General features: G+C 73.5%; 22 protein-coding genes. 2 read left to right on the plus strand and 20 right to left on the minus strand.

What is annotated here, in order from left to right; genetic code table 11:
• Positions 1-61 precede the first annotated feature (61 nt).
• The 12 genes from ACWFR1_RS10965 to ACWFR1_RS11020 form a co-directional block, all read right to left on the minus strand.
• Positions 62-421 carry an IS3 family transposase gene (locus ACWFR1_RS10965; RefSeq protein WP_453549012.1) on the minus strand — a complete coding sequence of 120 codons (360 nt, stop codon included), beginning with the start codon at positions 419-421 and terminating at the stop codon, positions 62-64.
• A complete protein-coding gene (locus tag ACWFR1_RS10970) occupies positions 418-723 on the minus strand; it encodes a transposase (protein WP_453549015.1) in 306 nt (101 codons plus the stop codon). The genes ACWFR1_RS10965 and ACWFR1_RS10970 overlap by 4 nt, the downstream gene beginning before the upstream one ends.
• Positions 724-789: 66 nt before the next feature.
• Positions 790-1,359, minus strand: a complete 570-nt coding sequence (locus ACWFR1_RS10975) for a hypothetical protein (protein ID WP_453549017.1) — start codon at positions 1,357-1,359, stop codon at positions 790-792.
• Positions 1,356-2,027 carry an ABC transporter ATP-binding protein gene (locus ACWFR1_RS10980; protein ID WP_453549021.1) on the minus strand — a complete coding sequence of 224 codons (672 nt, stop codon included), beginning with the start codon at positions 2,025-2,027 and terminating at the stop codon, positions 1,356-1,358. The genes ACWFR1_RS10975 and ACWFR1_RS10980 overlap by 4 nt, the downstream gene beginning before the upstream one ends.
• A complete protein-coding gene (locus ACWFR1_RS10985; protein ID WP_453549265.1) occupies positions 2,020-3,015 on the minus strand; it encodes an ABC transporter ATP-binding protein in 996 nt (331 codons plus the stop codon). The genes ACWFR1_RS10980 and ACWFR1_RS10985 overlap by 8 nt, the downstream gene beginning before the upstream one ends.
• A 20-nt stretch (positions 3,016-3,035) precedes the next feature.
• Positions 3,036-3,872 carry an ABC transporter permease gene (locus ACWFR1_RS10990; RefSeq protein WP_453549023.1) on the minus strand — a complete coding sequence of 279 codons (837 nt, stop codon included), beginning with the start codon at positions 3,870-3,872 and terminating at the stop codon, positions 3,036-3,038.
• On the minus strand, positions 3,865-4,857 hold the full coding sequence (locus ACWFR1_RS10995; protein WP_453549025.1) for an ABC transporter permease: 993 nt from the start codon (positions 4,855-4,857) through the stop codon (positions 3,865-3,867). The genes ACWFR1_RS10990 and ACWFR1_RS10995 overlap by 8 nt, the downstream gene beginning before the upstream one ends.
• Positions 4,854-6,479 (minus strand): ABC transporter substrate-binding protein, encoded by a 1,626-nt coding sequence (locus ACWFR1_RS11000; protein WP_453549027.1) that lies wholly within the window; start codon positions 6,477-6,479, stop codon positions 4,854-4,856. Before ACWFR1_RS11000 ends, ACWFR1_RS10995 begins: the two co-directional genes overlap by 4 nt.
• Positions 6,480-6,590: 111 nt before the next feature.
• A complete protein-coding gene (locus ACWFR1_RS11005; RefSeq protein ID WP_453549029.1) occupies positions 6,591-7,694 on the minus strand; it encodes an acyl-CoA dehydrogenase family protein in 1,104 nt (367 codons plus the stop codon).
• Positions 7,691-8,872 carry an acyl-CoA dehydrogenase family protein gene (locus ACWFR1_RS11010; RefSeq protein ID WP_453549031.1) on the minus strand — a complete coding sequence of 394 codons (1,182 nt, stop codon included), beginning with the start codon at positions 8,870-8,872 and terminating at the stop codon, positions 7,691-7,693. Before ACWFR1_RS11010 ends, ACWFR1_RS11005 begins: the two co-directional genes overlap by 4 nt.
• A complete protein-coding gene (locus ACWFR1_RS11015; RefSeq protein WP_453549034.1) occupies positions 8,869-9,837 on the minus strand; it encodes an NADPH:quinone oxidoreductase family protein in 969 nt (322 codons plus the stop codon). Before ACWFR1_RS11015 ends, ACWFR1_RS11010 begins: the two co-directional genes overlap by 4 nt.
• 113 nt (positions 9,838-9,950) lie before the next feature.
• Positions 9,951-10,541 (minus strand): helix-turn-helix domain-containing protein, encoded by a 591-nt coding sequence (locus ACWFR1_RS11020; RefSeq protein ID WP_453549036.1) that lies wholly within the window; start codon positions 10,539-10,541, stop codon positions 9,951-9,953.
• 123 nt (positions 10,542-10,664) lie between these two features.
• Here ACWFR1_RS11020 and ACWFR1_RS11025 point away from each other — a divergent pair, with 123 nt between their 5' ends.
• Positions 10,665-11,633: an NAD(P)/FAD-dependent oxidoreductase gene (locus ACWFR1_RS11025; protein WP_453549268.1), complete on the plus strand. Its 969-nt coding sequence runs from the start codon at positions 10,665-10,667 to the stop codon at positions 11,631-11,633.
• A gap of 182 nt (positions 11,634-11,815) precedes the next feature.
• Complete coding sequence (locus tag ACWFR1_RS11030) at positions 11,816-12,589, plus strand: VOC family protein (RefSeq protein WP_453549038.1); 774 nt, start codon at positions 11,816-11,818, stop codon at positions 12,587-12,589.
• Positions 12,590-12,614: 25 nt separating this feature from the next.
• On the opposite strand, the gene ACWFR1_RS11035 is transcribed toward ACWFR1_RS11030, so the two are convergent.
• The 8 genes from ACWFR1_RS11035 to ACWFR1_RS11070 form a co-directional block, all read right to left on the minus strand.
• Positions 12,615-13,367, minus strand: a complete 753-nt coding sequence (locus ACWFR1_RS11035; protein ID WP_453549040.1) for a PIG-L deacetylase family protein — start codon at positions 13,365-13,367, stop codon at positions 12,615-12,617.
• Entirely contained in the window at positions 13,364-14,296 is a 933-nt protein-coding gene (locus ACWFR1_RS11040) for an SIS domain-containing protein (protein ID WP_453549042.1), read from the minus strand. The genes ACWFR1_RS11035 and ACWFR1_RS11040 overlap by 4 nt, the downstream gene beginning before the upstream one ends.
• A gap of 90 nt (positions 14,297-14,386) precedes the next feature.
• On the minus strand, positions 14,387-15,538 hold the full coding sequence (locus tag ACWFR1_RS11045) for a substrate-binding domain-containing protein (protein ID WP_453549044.1): 1,152 nt from the start codon (positions 15,536-15,538) through the stop codon (positions 14,387-14,389).
• Between the two features lie 145 nt (positions 15,539-15,683).
• Positions 15,684-16,991: an alpha/beta fold hydrolase gene (locus tag ACWFR1_RS11050; RefSeq protein ID WP_453549046.1), complete on the minus strand. Its 1,308-nt coding sequence runs from the start codon at positions 16,989-16,991 to the stop codon at positions 15,684-15,686.
• An 86-nt stretch (positions 16,992-17,077) separates the two neighbouring features.
• Complete coding sequence (locus ACWFR1_RS11055) at positions 17,078-18,559, minus strand: cellulase family glycosylhydrolase (protein WP_453549049.1); 1,482 nt, start codon at positions 18,557-18,559, stop codon at positions 17,078-17,080.
• 154 nt (positions 18,560-18,713) lie between these two features.
• Positions 18,714-19,664, minus strand: coding sequence for an ABC transporter substrate-binding protein (locus tag ACWFR1_RS11060; RefSeq protein ID WP_453549051.1), 951 nt, complete (start codon positions 19,662-19,664; stop codon positions 18,714-18,716).
• Entirely contained in the window at positions 19,661-20,335 is a 675-nt protein-coding gene (locus ACWFR1_RS11065; RefSeq protein WP_453549053.1) for an ABC transporter permease, read from the minus strand. The genes ACWFR1_RS11060 and ACWFR1_RS11065 overlap by 4 nt, the downstream gene beginning before the upstream one ends.
• Entirely contained in the window at positions 20,332-21,012 is a 681-nt protein-coding gene (locus ACWFR1_RS11070; RefSeq protein ID WP_453549056.1) for an ABC transporter permease, read from the minus strand. The genes ACWFR1_RS11065 and ACWFR1_RS11070 overlap by 4 nt, the downstream gene beginning before the upstream one ends.
• Positions 21,013-21,018: the final 6 nt, after the last annotated feature.

Here is a 21,018-nt window from a genome sequence, read left to right on the forward strand (position 1 = left end):
AGGTAAGTGATGTCGCCGACGTACTTCGTGTTCGGGACCACGGCGGTGAAGTCCCGGCCGATCAGGTCCGGTGCCTTCGCGGCGGCCGGGTCCGGACGGTGGTGCGGTGCCGGCGCCGCAGGCGGACGCCTTCAAGGCCGATGGTCCGCATGATCCTCGCGACGCGCTTGTGGTTGACCACCAGGCCGTCCTCGTCGCGGAGCCCGGCGGTGATCCTCGGGGCGCCGTAGGTGCCGTCGGAGTCTTTGTGGACCTGGCGTATCCGGGCCGCGACTTCGGCCTCGGCGGCCTGGCGGGCCGCCCGGTCCGGGGCGGTGGGGCGCCAGTAGTAGAAGCTCGAGCGGGCGATCCCGAGGATGTCGCAGAGCCGCTTGACGCCGTATCGGCGCTGGTGATCGTCAACGAACTGGCAGCGGTTCACCAGCGCGTCTCCCCGGCGAAATACCGGGCCGCCTTGCGGAGGATGTCTCGTTCTTCCTCCAGCTCGCGAATCCTCTTCCTCGCCGCGGCCAGCTCCGCCTGGACGGCGTTACCACCAGATTGCGCAGTGGCCGGCGGCGCGGAGCGGGCACCGGAGCGGCGGCCGTCGGCAGCCCGTATCCAGTTCCGCAGTGTCTCGGTGTTCACCCCGAGATCAGCGGCGACCGACTTGATCGTCGCTCCCGGACGGGATTGGTACAGCGCGACCGCGTCCGCCCTGAACTCGGCGGGGTAGTGCTTCATCCCCACGGGGACTCCGTTCTCCTGGACCATCAAGATCCAAGTCTCTCCGGTGTCCAAGACCCGGGGTCAAGGCCCGTGGCCAACCGTCCTGAGATTTGGCCACGGAGCCTGAGACCCTACAAGCCAGCTTCCGTCCGTCGCCCACCAGGTGGCGGGAAACCACCCGTCGGGCATGGCGTCGTGGTGGGCGAGGGCGTCGCCGAGCCGGCCGCGCCGGGCGACCAGCCGTTCGCCGTGGAGCATCCGCTCCTCGAAGGACGTCGCCACGGGGGCCCGGACGCCCGCGCAGGGGGTGTCCGGCCCCTGGGGGCCGCTGCGGACCAGGTGCTCGACGAGCAGGGCCAGGCACGCGCGGTCCGGCTCCGCCGGGTCGGGTCCTTCGAGGTCGTCGCTCCCCTCCACGCCCTCGAAGACCAGGTGGGACAGGGTGCCGGGCCAGTCGGCCAGCCGTCGCCCGGCTCGGGACAGCACCTCGTCCCAGCGGAGCCGTACGGGACCGTCGTGGACCGAGTGGAGGAGCCAGCAGCGGTCCTCGTATCCGCCCTGGGGCTCGAAGCCGCAGCCGGCTGCGGTGACCGCGGCGCGCAGCCCGTCGAGGGGATCGTCGTCGGCGGCGCGGCCCCAGGGGGTGGTCACGGGTTCTCCTCGGCGGGCAGGCAGTCCTTCCACTCCACCGTACGGTCGCACCAGCGGTTCAGCAGGACGCGGTCGTGGCCCACGGCGAGCAGGCCCGCTCCGGTCTCCGCGCGGTAGGTCTCGACGGCGGCGACGAGCGCCGCCGTGGTGGAGGCGTCGAGCATCGCGGTCATCTCGTCGCAGATCAGCCAGCGGGGGCGCAGGGTCAAGGCGCGAGCGAGGCAGGCGCGTTGGAGCTGGCCGTCGCTGACCTCGTGGGGGCGGCGGACGAGGAGGTCGGGGGTGAGGCCGACGGCCGGGGCGAGTGCCGCGACCCGGTCGGCCGCCTCGGCGCGGCGGCCGGTCGCGCGGAGCGGTTCGGCGATCAGATCGGCGAGGGTGAGGCGGGGGTCGGCCGCCGTGCGGGGCTGCTGGAAGACGACGCCGACGGCGGTGCGGTGTTCGCGCGGGGCGCGGTGGCGCCAGGCGCGGATCTCGGAGCCGTCGAGGACGAGGCGGCCCGCGTCGGGGCGGTGGAGAAGGGCGGCGACCCGGGCGAGGGTGGACTTGCCGCAGCCGCTGGGGCCGAGGAGGCCGACGGACTCGCCGGTGGCGACGGTGAGCGAGGCTCCGTGGAAGACGGGGGCGCGGCGCTCGTATCCGGCGGTGATGGAGTCGAGTTCAAGCACGGGACGGCTCCGGGTGGTGGCAGGCCACCCCGGCGCGCGGCTCGGGGCGGGTGGCGCAGAGGTCGGTGGCGAGGGAGCAGCGCGTGGCGAAGGCGCAGCCGTCGGGCAGCGCGGAGAGTTCCGGGGGCAGCCCTGGGACGGGGGTGAACGCGCGGTCGGGGAGGGCGTCGAGGAGCCCGCGCGCGTAGGGGTGGCGGGGCCCTGTCGGGCCGAAGAAGCGGTGGGCGGGGGCGACTTCGACGATCCGGCCCGCGTACATGACGGCGACGCGGTCGGCGATGCGCGCGGCGGCGGCGAGATCGTGGGTGATGAGGAGCAGGCCCCGGCCCTCGTCGACGTGGCGGCGTAGTTCGTCGACGGTGCGGTCGACGAGGTCCCGGTCGAGTCCGGTGGTCGGTTCGTCGGCGAGGAGGAGGCGGGCGTCGCCGATGAGGGCGAGGGCGGTGGCGGCGCGCTGGGCGAGGCCGCCGGAGAGTTCGTGGGGGTACCGGTCGAGGTGGCCGGCGGGGAAGGCGGCCCGTTCGGCGGCGTCCTCGGCGGCCTTCCGCCGCGCGCGGCGCGGGGTGCCGGTGAGGGCTCGTACGGTCTCCTCGAGCTGGGACCGTACGGTGCGGACGGGGGTGAGGTGGGCGGCGGGGCTCTGCGGTACGAGGCCGACGCGCCGGCCCCGTACGGTGCGGGCGAGGGTCTTCTCGTCGGCGGCCAGGAGGTCCGTGGGTCCGGCTCCTGCGGCGTCCTCCAGGAGGGCCGTTCCGGAGGTCTCCGCGTTGCCCGGGAGCAGGCCGAGGAGGGCGGAGGCGAGGACGGACTTGCCGCAGCCGCTCTCGCCGACGAGCGCGAGGCACTCCCCCGCGCCGAGGTCGAAGTCGGCGTCGCTGACGGCGGCGACGGTCCGGCCGCCGCGCAGCCGGAAGCGGACGGTCAGGCCGCGGACGCTGAGGACGGCGTCCTCGGCGCGCTCGGCGGTGACGGCCTCCAGGGCGCGCAGGACCGTGCGGTCGGCGGCGTTCACAGCATGAGCTCCGATCGGCGGCGTGGGTTGAGCCGGTCCCGCCACACGCCCGCGAGGCCCGCGATGGCGAGGGTCGGCACGATGAGGAGGAGGCCGGGGAAGAGGGTGGGCCACCAGTCCCCGGCGAGGAGCGAGGAGCGGGCGTTCTGGACGAGGTTGCCGAGGCTCGCCTGGTGGCTGGGGAGGCCGAGACCGAGGAAGGAGAGCGCCGACTCGTGCCACATGGCGTGCGGGATCATGAGGACGGCGGCGAGCCCGGCCTGCGGCAGGACGGCGGGCAGCAGGTGCCGCACGGTGACGCGCCACCGTGAGGCGCCGCCGGAGACGGCGGCGTCCACGAAGGGCCGGGTGCGCAGCGAGAGGACCTCGGAGCGGACGATCCGGGCGGTGGAGAGCCAGTGGGTGACGGCGACGGACGCGATGACCGGCCAGACGCCCGGCCGGAAGAGCGCCACGACGAAGATGCCGAGGAGCAGGTGCGGCACGGAGGAGAAGGCGTCGACGAGCCGCATGAGGCAGCGGTCGGTCCAGCCGCCGAGTGCTCCGGCCGCGGCTCCGACGGCGGTGCCGACGACGGTGGCGACGAGTGCGGCGACGAGGCCGACGAGGAGCGAGATCCGCAGCCCGTAGACGCAGCGCAGGAGCAGGTCGCGGCCGAGGTCGTCGGTGCCGAAGGGGTGGTCCCAGGACGGTGGGAGGAGCTTCGCCGAGAGGTCGACGGCCTGTTCGTCGAGCTGCGCGAGCGGGGGCACGAGCAGAACGGCGAGGAGGATGACGCCGACGGTCACGGCGGAGGTCCACAGCCGCAGGCGGTGGGTGCGCTGGTCAGCCATCGAAGCCCACTCTCGGGTCGGCGAGGCCGTACAGCAGGTCGGAGAGGAGGTTGCCGAGGAGGACGGCGGCGGTGGCGAGGACCGTGAGGGCCGCGAGCAGCGGGAAGTCCACGGAGGTGGCGGCCGTGACGGTCGCCGCCGCGATCCCGGGCCAGCTGAAGACGGTCTCCACGAGCAGGGCGCCGGTGATGAGTTCGGGGACGCGGGAGCCGATGAGGGTGAGCATCGGCAGCATTCCGGAGCGCAGGGCGTGGCCGGTGAGGACGGTACGGCGGCTGAGGCCGCGGGCGCGGGCGCCGCGCACCGGGTCCTCGTCGAGGGCGTCGCCGACGCCCTGGCGGACGTACAGGAAGAACCAGGGCAGCTGGGAGATCCCGAGGACGAGCGCCGGCAGGACGAGGTGGCGGGCGACCTGGCCGGCGGTGACCGTGTCGCTGCCGGTGTCGGTGAGTCCGCCGGCCGGCAGGACGCCGAGCTTCAGGGCGAAGAACCAGATCGCGAGGAGGCCGAGCCAGAAGGCGGGGGCGGCTTCCAGGGTGTACGCGGCGGAGCTGACGGCCCGGTCGGTCAGGCCGCCGCGGCGGCGGCCCGCGAGGACGCCGAGGAGGGTGCCGAGGACGATGGCGACGAGGAAGGCGGAGACGGCGAGGAGGACGGACCAGCCGAGGCGCTCGGTGATGACCTCGGCGACGGGCCGGCGCATGACCGAGGAGTCGCCGAGGTCGCCGGTGACGGCGGAGGTCAGCCACTCCCACCAGCGGGTGAGGAGGGGCTGGTCGGCGCCGAGGTTGGCGCGGAGCTGGTCGAGGTTCTCCTGCGAGGCGGTCAGTCCGGCGGTGCCGGCGTAGGCCTTGACCGGGTCGAAGGGGGAGGCTTCGGCGACGGCGAACACCGCGAAGGTGACGGCGAGGAGGACGGGGACGGCGGCCAGGGCGCGCCGTCCCGTCATCCGTGCCATGGCCCCCCAGGGGAGGCGGCGCTTCACTGCTCGGTCGCTCCCGACTTCTTCGGCTGCTTCGGCTTCCAGGACTCGACGTTCCACCAGGGGCCGGACGCGAGGCCGTGGTCGTGGGGCTCGATCTGGGTGCTGAGCCCGTCCCAGCTGTCGTTGACGACGTACAGGTGGTCGATGTGGGTGAGGAAGGTGTAGCCGGGGTTCGCGGCCAGTTCGCGCTGGACGGTGTCGTACGCGGCGCGGCGTTCGGCGGTGTCGTTCGTCCGGCGGCCGTCCTCCAGGGCGCGGTCGACGGTCTTGTTGTCGTACCAGGCCATGTTGTTGAAGCCGTCGCCGCCGAGGGAGGACTTCAGGAGCAGGTACTGGTCGAAGTCGGGGTCGCCGGGCGAGCCGCCGCCGGCGAGGACGGCGTCGGTCTTCATACGGGGCTCGATGACCTCCCAGGTGCCGGCCTGGGTGGTGATGGCGATGCCGGCCTTCTTGGCGTCGGAGGCGTAGGCGAGGGCGTGGTCCTGGCGGAGCTTGTCGCCCGAGAGGTACCAGAGCGGGAACTCGGCGCGGACGCCGTTCCTGACGCGGATGCCGTCCGGGCCGGGCTTCCAGCCGGCCTCGTCGAGGATCTTCCGCGCGCCGGTGAGGTCGTGGCGGCGCTCGGTGCCCTTCGTGAACCAGGGGCTGTCGGTGGGGACGGGCCCGTAGGCGGGCTTGCCCGCCCCTTCGAGGATCTTGTCGACCATGGCCTGCCGGTCGACGGCGATGTCGAGGGCGCGGCGGACGGCGGTGTCGCCGGTGACCTGGTGGTGGGTGGGGAGGGTGACGGTGCGGTAGTCGTAGGTCTTCGCCTCGTACGTGCGCTTGCTCTTGTCGCCCGTGAAGCCGGCGGCGAGGTTGGGCGGCAGGATGGCGCCGTCGAGGTCGCCGGCGCGCAGCCGGGTCGCGCGGACGTCGTCGTCCTTGACGATCGCCATCGTGAACCGCCTCACCGCGGGCGCGCCGTCCCAGTAGGTGGGGTTGGCCTTGAAGGTGAGCTTCTCGCCCTTGGACCAGCCGGTGAGGACGTACGGTCCGGTGCCGACGGGCCGCGTGGTGAAGGCGCCGGTGTTGACGTCCTGCTTCGCGGCGACGTGCTCGGGCGCGATGGCGTGGACGGTGCGCTCGGCGAAGGGCGCGTAGGGGTACTTCAGGGTGAAGACGACGGTGTCGTCGCCGACCGGCTCGACGGACTTGACCGCGTCGAGCTCGGTGCGGGAGGGGTTGTTCGTCTTCGGGTCGAGGATCGTCCGGTAGGTGAAGACGACGTCCTTCGAGGTGAAGGGCGCTCCGTCGCTGAAGGTCACGTCATCGCGGAGCGTGTACGTGTATGTGAGGCCGTCCGCGCTGACGTGCGGCAGCTTCACGGCGAGGGCCGGCTTCAGCTTCATGGTCTCGTCGAAGGCGAGGAGCCCGTCGAAGATCTTGGAGTTGCCGTCCTTGCCGTAGCCGAGGAGGGGGCTGAGCGTCTCGGGTTCGTAGGCGATGCCGACGACCGCGGAATCCTTGGGGCCGCCGGAGGCCCCGGCGGTGGAGCCGGGGTTCGTGCAGGCCGCCGCCGCGAGGGTCAGGGCCCCCGCGAGTATCGCGGCGGCCGTGCCGCGGATGGATCGGGCGGTCATCGTGTCCACACCCCTTTTGGAGATCAACTGTTATTGCGAACAACTCGCAATTAAACAGTATGTAAAGGGGTGCGGACACAGTGGCCCCTTACCGGGCGGCCTCCAGGTTCCCTAGGCGGGAGCCGGGAGGTCGACCAGGGCGGCGATCGCGTCCTGGTGGCGGCCCGCCGAGCCCAGCGCGAGCTGGTCGGACTTGGCCCGCTTGAGCGCCAGGTGCGCGGGGTGCTCCCAGGTCATGCCGATTCCGCCGTGCAGCTGTACGCACTCCTCGGCGGCACGGACGGCCACCTTGGAACAGTAGGCCTGGGCGACCGCCACGGTGAGCGGGGCGTCCGGGCTGCCGGTGGCGAGGGCGTCGGCGGCGGCGCGGGCCGCCGCCCTGGCGCCGACGACATCCAGCCACAGCTGGGCCATGCGGTGCTTCAGCGCCTGGAACGAGCCGACCGGGCGGTTGAACTGGTGACGCTCGCGGGTGTGGCGGACGGTCTCCTCCAGGCACCACTCGGCGAGCCCCAGCTGCTCGGAGGCGAGCAGTCCGGCTCCCGCGAGCAGCCCGCGGCGCACCGCGGCGCCGGCCTCGTCCGGTCCGGCGAGCCGGGTGCCGGTCCCGGCCTCCGTGGTGACGCGGGCGAGCGGGCGGGTGAGGTCGAGGGGCGTCTGCGGCTCGACGGTCGCCTCCCCGGCCGGCACGGCGTACAGGCCGTCGGCGCGGAGGACGAGGAGGACGTCGGCGGCGACGGCGTCCGCGACACCGCTGACGGACGACCCCGCCGACGGCTCCGCGTACGGGGAGGCCGACAGGGGTACGGCGAGGACGGCGACGCCGCGGCCGCTCGCGAGCCCGGACAGGAGCTCGGCCGCCGGGGTGCTCTCCCCCGCGAGGGCGAGCAGTGTCTCGGTGGCCACGACCGCGCTCGTGAGGTACGGCGCCGGGGTCACCGCGCGCCCCAGCTCCTCCAGGACGACGGCGGCCTCGCGGTGGCTCGCGCCCTGGCCGCCGAGCTTCTCGGGTACGAGGAGTCCGGCGGCGCCCATGTCACCGGCGAGGGCCTTCCAGAGCCCGGGGACGTACGGGCTGTCCGTCTCGATCCGGCCGAGCTGGTCCTGGTGGCCCGCCCGGTCGGTGAGCAGGGCACGGACGGCGGCCCTCAGGTCGTCCTCGGTCTCGGAGTAGAGCAGGTCGCTCTGTGCCGGCTGTTCCGTCGCTTCGGTCATCGGGCGAGGTCCTTCCATGCGACGTCCTTGTCGTTGCGGGGCTCGGAGGGCAGACCGAGGACCCGTTCGGCGACGATGTTGAGCAGGACCTCGGTCGTGCCGCCCTCGATCGAGTTGCCCTTGGAGCGCAGATAGCGGTAGCCGGCGTCGCGCCCCGTGAAGTCGACGAGCTCGGGGCGCCGCATCTCCCAGTCTCCGTACAACAGGCCCTCCTCGCCGAGGAGTTCCACCTCCAGGCCGCTGATGGCCTGGTTGAGCCGGGCGAAGCCGAGCTTCATCGCGCTGCCCTCGGGGCCGGGCTGGCCGGCGACGAGCTGCTGCCGGAGCCGTTCGCCGGTGAGCCGGGCGACCTCGGCGTCGACCCAGAGGTCGAGGAGGCGCCGGTGCAGGTCGTGGGTGCGCAGCTCGGGGCGCTCGCGCCAGGTCGTGGCGGCCTTCCCGATCATGCCGCCCTCGCGGGGGATGCGGGAGCCGCCGATGGAGACCCGCTCGTTCATGAGGGTGGTCTGCGCGACCCGCCAGCCGTCGCCGATCTCGCCGAGGCGATGGGCGTCGGGGATCCGGACGCCGGTGAGGAAGACCTCGTTGAACTCCGCCTCGCCGGTGATCTGGCGCAGCGGCCGGACCTCCACGCCGGGGTCCGTCATGTCGCAGACGAAGTAGGTGATGCCCCGGTGCTTGGGCACGTCCGGGTCGGTGCGGGCGATGAGGATGGCCCAGCGGGCGACGTGGGCGCTGGAGGTCCACACCTTCTGGCCGTCGATCACCCAGTCCTGCCCGTCCCGCAGCGCGCGGGTGCCGAGCGCGGCGAGGTCGGAGCCGGCGCCGGGTTCGCTGAAGAGCTGGCACCAGACCTCTTCGCCCACCCACAGCGGGCGGAGGAAGCGGCGTTTGACCTCTTCGGAGCCGTAGGCGAGGAGGGTGGGGGCGGCCATGCCGAGGCCGATGCCGATGCGGCGCGGGTCGTTGTCGGGGGCGCCCGCCGCGGTGAGTTCGGTGTCGACGACGGCCTGGAGGGAGCGCGGCGCGCCGAGTCCGCCGAGGCCCACGGGGTAGTGCACCCAGGCGAGTCCGGCGTCGAAGCGGGCCCGCAGGAAGTCGGTGCGGTCGGTGGTGGCGGGCGGATGGTCGGCGAGCAGCTGCCGAGTGAGGGCGATGAGTTCTTCTGCGTCGGTCACGCGCGGGCTCCTTCCGGGAGGACGACCAGACGGCCGGTGGTGGTGCCGTCGGCGACGCGCTGGACGGCGTCCGCCGCGCCGGCGAAGGGGACGCGGTCGCCGATGAGGGGCTTGATGAGGCCCTTGGCGGCGTAGGTGGTGAGGGTCTCGTGGCAGCGGGCGATCGAGGCCGGGTCCTTGGCCGCGTACAGACCCCAGTGGAGCCCGAGCACCGAATAGTTCTTCACGAGGGCGTGGTTCAGGGCAGGCGTGGGGACGGTGCCGCTCGCGAAGCCCACGATGACGATCCGGCCCTCGAAGGCGACGCACTTGGCGGACTGCTGGTAGGCCTCGCCGCCGACGGGGTCGTAGATCACGTCGGCGCCCCGGCCGCCCGTCGCGGCCTTGACGGCGGCGACGACGTCCTCGGAGCGGCGGTCGACGACGAGGTCGCAGCCGAGGGCGCGGGCGACGGCCGCCTTCTCCGGTCCTCCGACGACGCCGATGACGGTGGCGCCGGCCGCCTTGCCGAGCTGGACGGCGGCGCTGCCGACGCCGCCCGCCGCGGCGTGGACGAGGAGGGTCTCGCCCTCCTGGAGGGCGGCCCTGCGGTGCAGGCCGAACCAGCCGGTCTGGTAGCCGATGTGCAGCGCGGCGGCCTCGGCGTCGTCGAGGCTCTCCGGGGCGGGGAGCAGCCCGGCGGCGTCGGCGAGCGCGTACGTCGCGAAGCCGCCGTGCGGGAGTGCGGCCGTGGTGATCACACGGCGGCCGTCCTCGGTCTCGCCGCAGAGCTCCACGCCGGGCGTGAAGGGCAGTGGGGGCCTGACCTGGTAGTGGCCGCGGCAGAGCAGCGCGTCCGGGAAGTTGACGTTCGCGGCGCGGACCCTGAGGAGGACCTGCCCGTCGGCGGGCGTGGGCGGCTCCACCTCCTCGCGGCGCATCACCGCGCCTGGTTCGCCGTTCTCGTACACACGCCATGCCTGCATCCGCGAGCCTCCTCCGTACCGGGTGGTCGGTGGCATACTAAGCGGTCGCTTGTCCGCGGGGGAACGGGGCCGGCCGGACTTCTTCGGACGGTTCGACCCGCCTCCCCCGCACGTCAGCCGGACTTCTTCGGCCGCGCCCTGACATGCATGCGCTCCCCCTGCGGGCCGAAGAGACTGAGGAACTCCACGGGCCCGTCGCCCGCCGGGCCGAACCAGTGCGGGACGCGCGTGTCGAACTCGGCGGCCTCTCCGGCGGCGAGGACGACGTCGTGCTCGCCGAGGACGAGTCGCAGCCTCCCGGAGAGCACGTACAGCCACTCGTACCCCTCGTGGACGCGGGGCTCCGGGGTCTCGGTCGGCTTCTCCTGGATCACCTTGTACGCCTGGAGGCCGCCGGGCTGCCGGGTCAGCGGGTACATCGTGCGGCCGTGGCGCACGATCGGCCGGGCCTTGACCCGGGGGTCGCCGACGGCGGGGGCGCCGACCAGCTCGTCGAGGGGGACCTGATGGGCGCGGGCGAGCGGGAGGAGCAGTTCGAGGCTGGGCTTGCGCTGCCCGGACTCCAGCCGGGACAGGGTGCTCACGGAGATGCCGGTGGCGGCGGAGAGCTCGGCGAGGGTCACCCCTCGGTCGCGGCGGACGCGGCGGAGCCGGGGGCCGACCTCGTTGAGCACGGCGTCGATGCGGTCGTCGTCTTCGGTCATGGCTACAGTCTTGCAGAAACAGCAAGAAGAGTTGCCGTTCGATTCGGTGAAAGCGACTCTTCCCTCATGAGCGCGACCATGAGGAGCACGGAGATGACGAAGCCGGAGATGACGAAGCCGGAGATGAAGGAGCCGGAGCTGACGGAGCCGGACGGGCGGTACGACGTGGTCGTGATCGGGGGCGGTGCGGCGGGCCTCAGCGCCGCGCTGATCCTGGGCAGGTCGCGGCGGCGCACGCTGGTCGTCGACGCGGGCGAGCCCCGCAACGCGCCTGCGGCCCACATGCAGGGGGTCCTGTCCCGGGACGGCATGAGCCCCGCCGCGTACCTGGAGGCGGGGCGGCGTGAGATCGCCGCGTACGGGGTGGAGTGGCGGGCCGGGCGGGTGACGGGCGCGGCGCCGGACGGGCGGGGCGGGTTCACCGTGTCGCTCGCGGACGGTACGGCCGTGGGGGCGCGGCGGCTCGTCGTCACGACCGGACTCGTCGACGAGCTCCCGAAGCTCGACGGGGTCGCCGAGCGCTGGGGCCGCGACGTACTGCACTGCCCGTACTGCCACGGCTGGGAGGTCCGTGACCAGGCCTTCGGCGTGATCGCGCACCCGAGGATGCCCGCGCACCAGGCGCTGATGGTCGCCCACTGGTCCCGTGACGTGACGCTCTTCCTGCACACGGCCGACGCGCTCTCCACGCACGACACGGCGCTGCTCGACGCGGCCGGGGTCACGGTCGTGGCGGGCGAGGTGGCGGGGCTCGTCGTCGAGGACGACCGGCTGACCGGGGTGCGGCTCGCCGACGGCCGGGTGGTCGCCCGCTCGGTGGTCTTCGCCGCGGCCGACCGCCTCGCGCCCCGCGACGGCGTCCTGCGGCAGCTCGGGGCGGCGCTGAGCGAGACGCCGTTCGGGGAGTTCGTCACGGTGGACGAGACGGGCCGCACGAGCGTTCCCGGCGTCTGGGCCGCCGGGAACGTGACCGGCCCGCAGGAGCAGGTCGTCAACGCGGTCGCCCTGGGCTACCGGGCCGGTGTGGCGATCAACACCGAGCTGCTGCTCGGCGACCTGGAGGACACGGTGGCCGGTCGCCCGCGCGGATGAACCGGGGGTGCTGCGGCTGCGCCGCCGCGACGCAGGGGTGAGGATCGGTCATGGTGACCGGAAGCCGGTGGTACCGGCGGCACGGCTCCGGCAGCACGACCCCGGCAGTCACGGCTCCGGCGGCACGACCCCGCGGCCACGACTCCGGCAGGCACGGACGACGGAAGGACAGGACACCTCCCATGCTCGGTACGCAGTTCACCACGGGTTCCCCCAGCTGGATCGATCTCGGCAGCCCCGACACCGAGGCCGCCGCCGCTTTCTACGGCGCCGTCCTCGGCTGGGAGTTCCGCTCGGCGGGACCGGACGCCGGGGGCTACGGCTTCTTCCAGCAGGACGGCCGCACGGTCGCCGCGCTCGGCCCGCTCACCGAGGAGGGCGCGAGCAGCGCCTGGACGGTGTACTTCCAGACGCCGGACGCGGACGCCACGGCGAAGACCGCCGAGTCCGCGGGCGGCACGGTGCGCCTCCCGGCCTTCGACGTCATGGACGCGGGCCGCATGGCCGCCCTCACCGACCCCGGCGGCGCCCAGTTCGCCGTCTGGCAGCCGGGGACCGTGCGCGGTCTGGAGCGCACCTCCTCCGACAACACCCTGGTCTGGACGGAACTCCACGTCACCGACCCGGAGTCCGTCCTCGCCTTCTACCGGACGCTGTTCGGCTGGCGCTGGGCGGAGATGGCGGCACCGGGCATGACGTACCGGGTGATCTCCACCGCCGAGGGCGACCAGGAGGACGCCTCCTTCGGCGGAGCCGCCGAACTCCAGGGGGAGACACCCCACTGGATCCCGTACTTCGCGGTCGCGGACGTCGACGCGATCACCCGCTCGGCCCAGGGCAACGGCGGCTCGGTCCTCCTGCCGGCCGCCGACGTCCCGGACGTCGGCCGCATCGCCTGGCTCGCCGACCCCTTCGGCGCGCCCTTCGCGGTGCTGAAGCCCGCGCCCATGGGGTGAGCCGGGCCCCGCTCCGGCTCCGCCGTCAGCGGGCGAAGAGCTCGAACGTCACGGCCGGGCGGCCGCCGAAGCGGGCGGCGGCTCGGCTCGTCGTGGCGGTGAGGAAGGAGCGGACGTACTCCTCCAGGTCCTCGTCCGTCAGGGCCTCGATGTAGGCGCGGTGGCAGAGCAGCGAGCGGATCGCGCGGTCCAGGCCCGGGGCCGCGTCGCTCGCGTGGGTCGGGGTGCTGGACGCCGCGACCGCCACCCAGCGCACACCGTCCCAGGGCTCAAGCCCCTGCTCGGTGAGCTCGGGAAAGATCCAGCGGTTGCCGGCGTCGGCCGCCGCGTCGAGCGTGGCACGGCCGACGGCCAGGTGGTCGGGGGTGTTCCAGGGGGCGCCCGGGCCCCCGCCCCAGGTGTCGCGGTGGTTGAGGGTGACGACGAGCTCCGGCCGGTGGCGGCGGATCGCGGCCGCGATGTCGCGGCGCAGCCCCGGCCCGTACTCGACGACGCCGTCGCGGTGGTCGAGGAATTCGACGGTCTCCACGCCGACGACGGCGGCGCTGTCCCGCTGTTCCTGTTCGCGGAGCGGGCCGCAGACGTCCGGGGCGAGGGTGTCGATGCCGGCCTCGCCACGGGTGGCGAGGACGTAGACGACCTCCTTGCCGGCGTCCGTCCAGTCGGCGACAGCGGCGGCGCAGCCGTACTCCAGGTCGTCGGGGTGGGCGACGACGGCGAGGGCGCGCTGCCAGTCGCGGGGCATGTCCAGGAGGTCCGTGGCGTCGTTCTCGATCATGAGCGCAGGATACGGGCCGCTTCGGAGGCAGCCGGGCGGAACGCTCCGGCGAGGATCACCGAGCGCGACACGTGCCGCGGACGGTCCGGGTTGAGGCCGCGCCGGTCCGCGAGGGCGACCGCGAGCCGCTGGGCACGGACGAGCGCGGCCACCGGGTCGATCGCGTCGGCCGCGAACAGGGCGCCCGTGGACTCGACTTCGTCCCGGAGGCCCGCGGGGGCCGGGCCGAGGCAGCAGACCAGGCTGGTCCGGTCGCTGATGCTGATCGGGCCGTGCCGGTACTCCATCGCCGCGTACGACTCCGTCCAGGCGCGGGCCACTTCGCGGAGTTTGAGCGCCGCCTCGTCGGCGAGACCCACGGTCCAGCCGGTGCCGAGGAAGGTGAACTGGCCGCGCCGCTCCCAGGCGGCCGGCAGCCGCTCGTACAGCACGAGTTCCGCGTCGGCGATCGCGGGGGCAAGGTCCACCCCGAGCCCCGCGCGCAGGAGTTGGAGGGCCGTCGTCGCGAACCGGGTCTGGACGACGGAGCGTTCGTCGGCGAAGGCGAGGTCGACGAGCTCGTCGGCGAGCCGTCCCGCCGGACTGTCGGGGACGCCCGTGAGCACGAGGGTCGGGATGCGGCCGGCCGCGCCGGCGAGGAGGTCCACGACCTCCGTGGTCGTACCGGAGCGGGTGAGGGCGACGATCCGGTCGTAGCCGCGGCCGAGCGGGGTCCGGTCGGAGGCGGGGAACGCGTCGGTCTCGCCCGCGCCGAGGGACTCGCGCAGCGCGGCGTAGGCGCGGGCGATGAAGTACGAGGTGCCGCAGCCGACGACGGCGACGCGCTCGCCCCTGCGCGGCAGCCGGGCGGCGTGGCGGTCGGCGCCCTCGGCGGCCCGGCGCCAGCAGTCGGGCTGGCTGGCGATCTCCGCCGTGACGTGGGTGCTCATGGTGCGGGTCCTCTCCTCGCGGACTCCCCAGTGGGGTCCGGACCGAGTTCTACCGGCCCGGAGCAGGAGCACACCATGAGCAATAGGTACTCACCGCTTGGACTTTTCCGCGCTCCCCAGAGCGCCGGTGCCGCGTCGTCCGCCCCCGCAGGAGGCGCGGACGACGAGCCGGGGCCGCAGCTGCACCTGGTGGAGCGGGGCGGCCTCGCCCTCCGTGAGGCGCCGGAGCAGGATCTGCGCAGCGAGCCGTCCGAGCTGGTACTTGGGCGGCGAGACGGCCGTCAGCGGGGTCTCCGCGACATCGGCGAACTCGTTGTCGTAGCTGATCAGGGCCAGGTCCTCGGGCACCCGGAGCCCGGCCCGGCGGACCGCGCCGAGCATCAGCGCGGCCTCCCGGTCGCCGAAGCAGAGCGCGGCGGTGACCCCGGCGGCCCGCAGGGCTGCCAGGGCCCGGTCGGCGCGGTCCGGGTCCCAGCGGGCCATGACGTCCCGCTCGTACGGCGGCGCTTCGGGGAGTCCGAGGTCGGCGAGCGCCCGCGCGAAGCCGGACTCGATGGGCGCGGTGGTGGGCGCGTCGGTCCGGGCGACGAGACCGAGCCGCTCGTGGCCGAGGCCGCTCAGATGGCGCACGGCGTCGTAGGCGCCGCCCTCGTGGTCCGTGCAGACGTGCTCGGTCGCGTCGCCCGGGCCGTGGGCGGCGAGCCGGCGCTCGACGAGGACGGCGGGCACGGGCAGGGCGAGGAGTTCCTCGGCGCGCCGGCCGGGATCGGTGGCGGTGTGCAGGCTCGGGACGAGGAGGAGCCCGTGAACGCCGTCGGAGAGGAGCCGCTCGACGGCGGCGTCCTCCTCGTCGGGGTCGTAATGGGAGCAGGCGAGGACGAGCCGGGCGCCGTCCGCCGCGAGTTCCTTCTCGATGCCCTGGAGCACGCGGGGGTAGTAGAACGTGGTGTCGGGGACGAGGACGCCGACGATCCGCCGGCCGGTCCCGTCCCGCTCGGGGCGGTTGGCGGCGAACGAGCCCGCACCCTGCCGCCGCTCGACGAGGCCGAGGGCGACGAGGTCCTCGTAGGCGCGGCGGACGGTCGTCACCGACAGGCCCGTCTCGGTGGCGAGGGCGCGCTCGGTGGGGAGTTTGCTGCCGGGCGGCCAGGTGCCGTCGAGGATTCCGCGCCGCAGCTCGGCCATGAGGGCCCGGAACTTCAGCTCCCGGCCGGACGCCGGAGTCTCGCGTCGCGCCGCCATCCGGGCCCCCTTCACACGCACCGCGCCACCCGCGGCCGCATTGCTGGTCGATTGCGCGCCGAATCCTATGCCCGAACGATCAGGACAGGGTCCGGGCGATCACGACCGGTCCCGGTCCTGGGCCACCACGACCGGTCCCGGGCGATCAGACCTCGTCCCTGGCGAGGGACAGCAGCCGGTCGAGGACGCGCGGGCCGCCGGCCCGTACCCCGTCGTGCTCGAACTCGTCGGTCACCCAGGTCCGCAGGCCGCGCACGGCGTCCGCCGTTTCGAGCGAGTGGGCGGTGTCCACGTAGAGGTCGTCGTGGTAGACGGCGGCGGCGACCGGGACCTCGTTGACGGCGAGGCGCTCGGGGTCGTAGAGCGGGGCCCAGTCCTCCCGCTCGGCGAGGAGGGAGGCGGTCTCGCCGAGCGGGCGCAGGGCGGGGTCGGTGGTGAAGTGCCAGGGGTGGACGGTCTCGCCGGTGAAGAGGAAGGGCTCGCCCCCGGAGAGGGCGGAGGCGGCGTCGAACTCCGGGAACTCGCCCCGGACGCGCTCGGCGGCCCAGTCGGTGGGGCCCTGCCCCTGGGCGTAGATGGCCTCGTGGAGCACGGCGTAGAGCGGGTGTCCCGCGTACGACAGGTGGGCCTGGACCTGCTCCAGGAAGGCGTCGGCGAGCGCCGGACCACCCGGGGTGGGGACGAAGGCGTGCTCCAGGAGCAGATGGAGCTGGTGGGTGCCGTCGCCGGAACCGAGGAGGATGCCGAGGGACTGGAACGCCTCGACGGTCAGGAGCCCGCCGCCGGGGAGGGTGACCTCGCGGTCGAGGAGGTGCGCGGCGATCGCCCGGGCACGCTCGGCGTCCTGCGGATAGCGGGCGAAGTGGGCCTCGTTCTTGCGCCGGATGCGAGGGTAGGCGGCGCGGTAGACCTCGTCGGCCGTGGCGTACAGGGAGGGCAGGCCACCGGTGACGAGGACCGTCGCCAGGCCCTCGGGCGCGGTCGAGAGGTAGTGGGTGGCGCAGAAGCCGCCGAAGCTCTGGCCGAGGACGGTCCAGGGCGCGCCGCCGGTGAGCCGCCGCCGGATGAGCTCGCAGTCCTTGACGATCGAGTCGGCGCGGAAGTGGGCGAGGTAGTCGGCCTGCTCGCGCGGGCCGCCGCGCAGGGGCAGGGTCTGGCGGTTGGCCGGGGTGGAGCGGCCGGTGCCGCGCTGGTCGAGGAGGAGGACGCGGTAGTCGCGTACGGCCCGGCCGAGCCAGGCCTGCGGGCCGACGAAGCGGCGGGCGCCGAAGCCGGGCCCGCCCTCCAGGTAGACCAGCCAGGGGAGCCGCTCCCGGTCCCCTTCGGTCTTCCCGCTCGCGACGAGCTCGCGGCCGAAGATCTCGATCCGCTCGCCGTCGAGGCGGGCGTGGTCGAGGGGGACGGGGAAGCGGTGGTCGGTGAGGACGAGGCCCGGCTGGCGGTAGGTGGTCAACGCTGCTCCTGCTGCTCCTGATCGGTACGCCCCCGCCAGGACAGTGGATCACACGGCGGGGGCGTACCGGACACGCGCGGGGCGGGTCAGGAGGTGGGGAAGGAGTCCGCCGTCCTGATGCGGTCGCGGATCCAGACGCCGGCGGGCTTGAGGGAGGTGGTGCCGGTCCAGGTTCCCCCGGCGGCGCAGGTGCCGGGCTTGAAGACGGCGCCGCTGCGGTCGTCGTCGGAGAAGTTCCAGTTGACCCAGCTGATCTTCTTGGCGGCCATCAGGTCGAGGTACTTCTGCGTCATGGTGAAGTCGTTCGTCCCCTCGCCCGCGTAGTTCTGTGTGCCGAACTCGGTGACGAAGACGGGCAGCTTGTCGGCGGCGCGGGAGAGGGTGTTCAGGTACTCGTCCCGGTGGGAGTACGCGTAGAAGTGGAACGTGTACATGATGTTGGCCGCGTTCACGGGGTTGGACACGACCTCGGACTCGTCGGAGCCCTCGGAGACGCCGAACGACGACCAGGCGCGCGTGCCGACGAGGACCGGGGTCTCGGCGTCCTTGGCGCGGATGACGGGGATGAGCTCCTCGGCGTAGCTCTTGATGCGGGACCAGGCGACGCCGCTCGGCTCGTTGGCGATCTCGTAGAGCAGGTTGGTCTTGGCGCCGTGGCGCTGGGCGATCTCGGTGAAGAAGGTCCTGGCGCGGGCGAGGTTGTACTGCGGGTCGCCCGGGTCGAGCATGTGCCAGTCGACGATCACGTACATGCCGCGTGCGGTGGCCTGCTCGATGAGCGAGTGCGCCAGGTCGGTGTACTTGCGGGGATCGGTCTCGTACCCCTCCTCCTGGACGTACGTGGAGACGCGCAGGACGTCGGCGTTCCAGTCCTTGGCGAGGGCGTCGAGAGAGCCGCCCGTCAGGCACTGGGCGTACCACTGGGTGCCGTGGCTGGACATGCCGCGCAGCTGGATCGGATTGCCGGAGCTGTTGCAGAGCTTGGTGCCGCAGACCTTCAGTTGGCCGTTGATCGCGGCGGGGGTGGTGCCGGTGGGCGGCGGGGTCGTGGTGCCGGTGTCGACGGCGAGGTGGTCGACGTTGGGGCCGCCGTTCGCGGTGGTGGCGGTGGCGCGGACGGTGTTGGCGCCCGCCTTGAGGGTGGCGGTGACCTGGGTGGTGGCCCAGGTGGTCCAGGCTCCCGTACCGGCGAAGGCCTTGCCGGAGACGGCGGTGGCGCCGTTGACGGTGATGTCCATCGGGCGGTTGGTCGTCGTGCCGTTGGCGTAGCGCAGGGTGAGCGTTGCGGTGCCCGCTTGGGCGGCGTTGACGTTCCACTGGACGTAACTGCCGCTGACGTTGCCGTAGTTGACGAAGCCCGTGCCGGTGTATCCGGCATGGTCGGACTCGGCGAGGCCCTGGGAGACGGTGGCCGTCTCCGCCTCGTGGATGACGGGGGCGGCGCTCGCGGTGGGCGGGGCGGCGGCGAGGCCGAGGAGCAGGGCGCCGAGGGCGGTGCCGGCGACGCCGAGCCGCCGGAGTCCGGGGCGGAGGTGGGGACGGGGGCGTACGGATCGTGCCGAAGTCATGGGGGTCTCCACGGAACGATGAACGAGGGGTGAGGGAAAGCCCGTCGGACTGGAAGGAAACTTTCCTGACGGATGAATACCAGGGGTCCGGAGCGCCCCGCAAGGGTCATGACAAGAGACGCTGTTCAGCGGGCTGACCCCCGAACCGCGATCGTCAGCGCGGAATCAGCCCCTTGCCGGTGAGGTAGTTCCGCGCCACGTCCTCGGGGAGGCGGCGCCAGCTGTCCACCCGTTCGTTGAGCTCCGCCAGATCGGCCGTGGTCAGCACGGTGTTGAGACGGTCGAGGGCCTCCGTGACGCCCGTTCTCCCGGCCCGGGCTCGGTTGACGACGGGCACGATGTGATCGGCGTTCTGGAGGTTCTTGTCGTCGGCGAGCAGGACGAGCCCGAAGTCGTCGAGCGTGGCGTCCGTGGTCGTCGTGAGCACCAGCTGGTCCTGGCCGCTCTGGACGGCCTGCTTCGCCTGGGTCGTCCCGACGCCCTTCGGGTCGACGGCGGTCACCTCGATGCCGTAGACCTTCGTCAGACCGGGGGCGCAGTACGGCCGCTGGACGCATTCGTCGCCGGCCGCGAGCCTGACGGGGAGCCGGGCGGCGCCGAGGTCGCTCAGGGTCTTCAGACGGTGCTCGGCGGCGTACGCGGCGGTGACGGCGAAGGCGTTCTGGTCGACGGCGCGGCCGGGGTCGAGGACGGTGAGCCCGCGCGGGGCGGCGAGGGCGCGGAGAGCGGTCATGGTCGCGGTCAGGTCGGGGGAGCCGACGGTCGGCGCGTCCGCGCCGTTGGCCTTGGCGTTCAGCCAGTCGGCGAAGGTCGCCGCGTACTCCGGCACGACGTCGATCTGCCCGCTCTCCAGGGCGGGTTCGTACAGCTCGCGGTTGGTGACGGAGAGGATCTTCGTACGGTAGCCGGCCTCTTGAAGGAGCAGCGCGTACATCTGGGCGAGCAGGTCGCTCTCGGTGAAGCCGGCCGAGCCGACGGTCAGGCTGCGGCTGTCCCCCGGCGGGGCGGTGACCTCGCCCTGGTCCTCCAGGCTCGGGCCCGTGCCGCAGCCGGTGAGAGCGAGCGAGAGTACGAGGGCGGCGAGGGGTACGCGGGGCGGCCTCACGCGCCGCTCCCCCGCGCCCCGGCGGGCGCGAGGCGCTGGACCGCTTCGAAGACCCCCTCCACCAGGAGCGCGAGGGCGGCCACGAGGAGGGCCCCGGCGACGACCTGCGGGGTGGAGGCGAGGTTGAACCCCGCGGTGATGATGCGGCCGAGCCCGCCGCCTCCCGCGAGCGCGGCCACGGTGGCGGTGGCGACGAGCTGGACGGCCGCGATCCGTACGCCGGTGAGGACGAACGGCAGCGCGAGCGGCAGCTCGACCCGGGCGAGGGTCTGACCGCCCGTCATGCCCATGCCCCGGGCGGCCCGCACGACGTCGGCGTCGACGCCCCGCATCCCGACGTACGCGTTGGTGAGCAGCGGGGGCACCGCGAAGAGGACGAGCGCGATGATCGTCGGCCACTCGCCGTACGGGCCGAGGGGGCTGAGCAGCAGCAGGACGAGGACGGCGAAGGTGGGCACGGCACGGCCCGCGTTGGCGAGGTTCACGGCGAGCGCGCCGCCCTTGCCGAGGTGGCCGAGGACGAGCGCGACGGGCAGGGCGACGAGGCAGCTGAGCGCGAGGCAGACGACGGTGAGGAACACGTGCTCGCCGAGCCGCTGCCAGACGCCGTTCTCGCCGGACCAGTGAGCGGCGGTCGTGAGCCAGGACCAGGCGTCGCTCAGCGTCGTCACGCGGCCTGCCCCCGGGTCCAGGGGGTCAGCAGCCGCTGCGCGCCGAGCAGGAGCAGGTCCGCGGTGACGGCGATGACGACGCAGAGGACGGAGGCGGTGAGGACCTGGGCCTTGAAGTAGGTGTTCATCCCGGCGTAGATCAGGTTGCCGAGGCCGCCGTGGCCGACGATCGCGCCGATGGTGACGAGGGAGACGGCGGAGACGGTCGCGATGCGGAGCCCGGCCATGGCGGCGGGCAGCGCGAGGGGCAGTTCGACGGCGAGGAGGAGGCGGATCGGCCCGTACCCGAGGCCGCGCGCGGCCTGGCGCGTCTCCTCGGGGACGGCGCGGAGCCCGGCGAGGACGTTCCGTACGAGGAGGGTGAGCGAGTACAGGACGAGACCGGCCACGACCAGGGCGGCGGAGAGTCCGTACACGGGCAGGAGCAGCGAGAACATCGCGAGCGCCGGGATCGTGTACAGGACCGTGGTGATCCCGAGGACGGGCCCGGCCGCCCAGCGCCAGCGGCGGGCGACGATCGCGAGCGGCAGGGCGAGCAGCAGGGCGAGGGCGACCGAGACCGCGGTGAGCTGGAGGTGCTGGACGACGGCGTCGGCGAGGATCTCGCGCCGTGAGGACACGTAGGCGCCGCAGATCCACTCGTTGCGGGCGAGGCAGTCGTCGGGCGGCGCGGTCACCTTCCC

This window comes from Streptomyces sp. NPDC055103 (genome assembly GCF_053607625.1).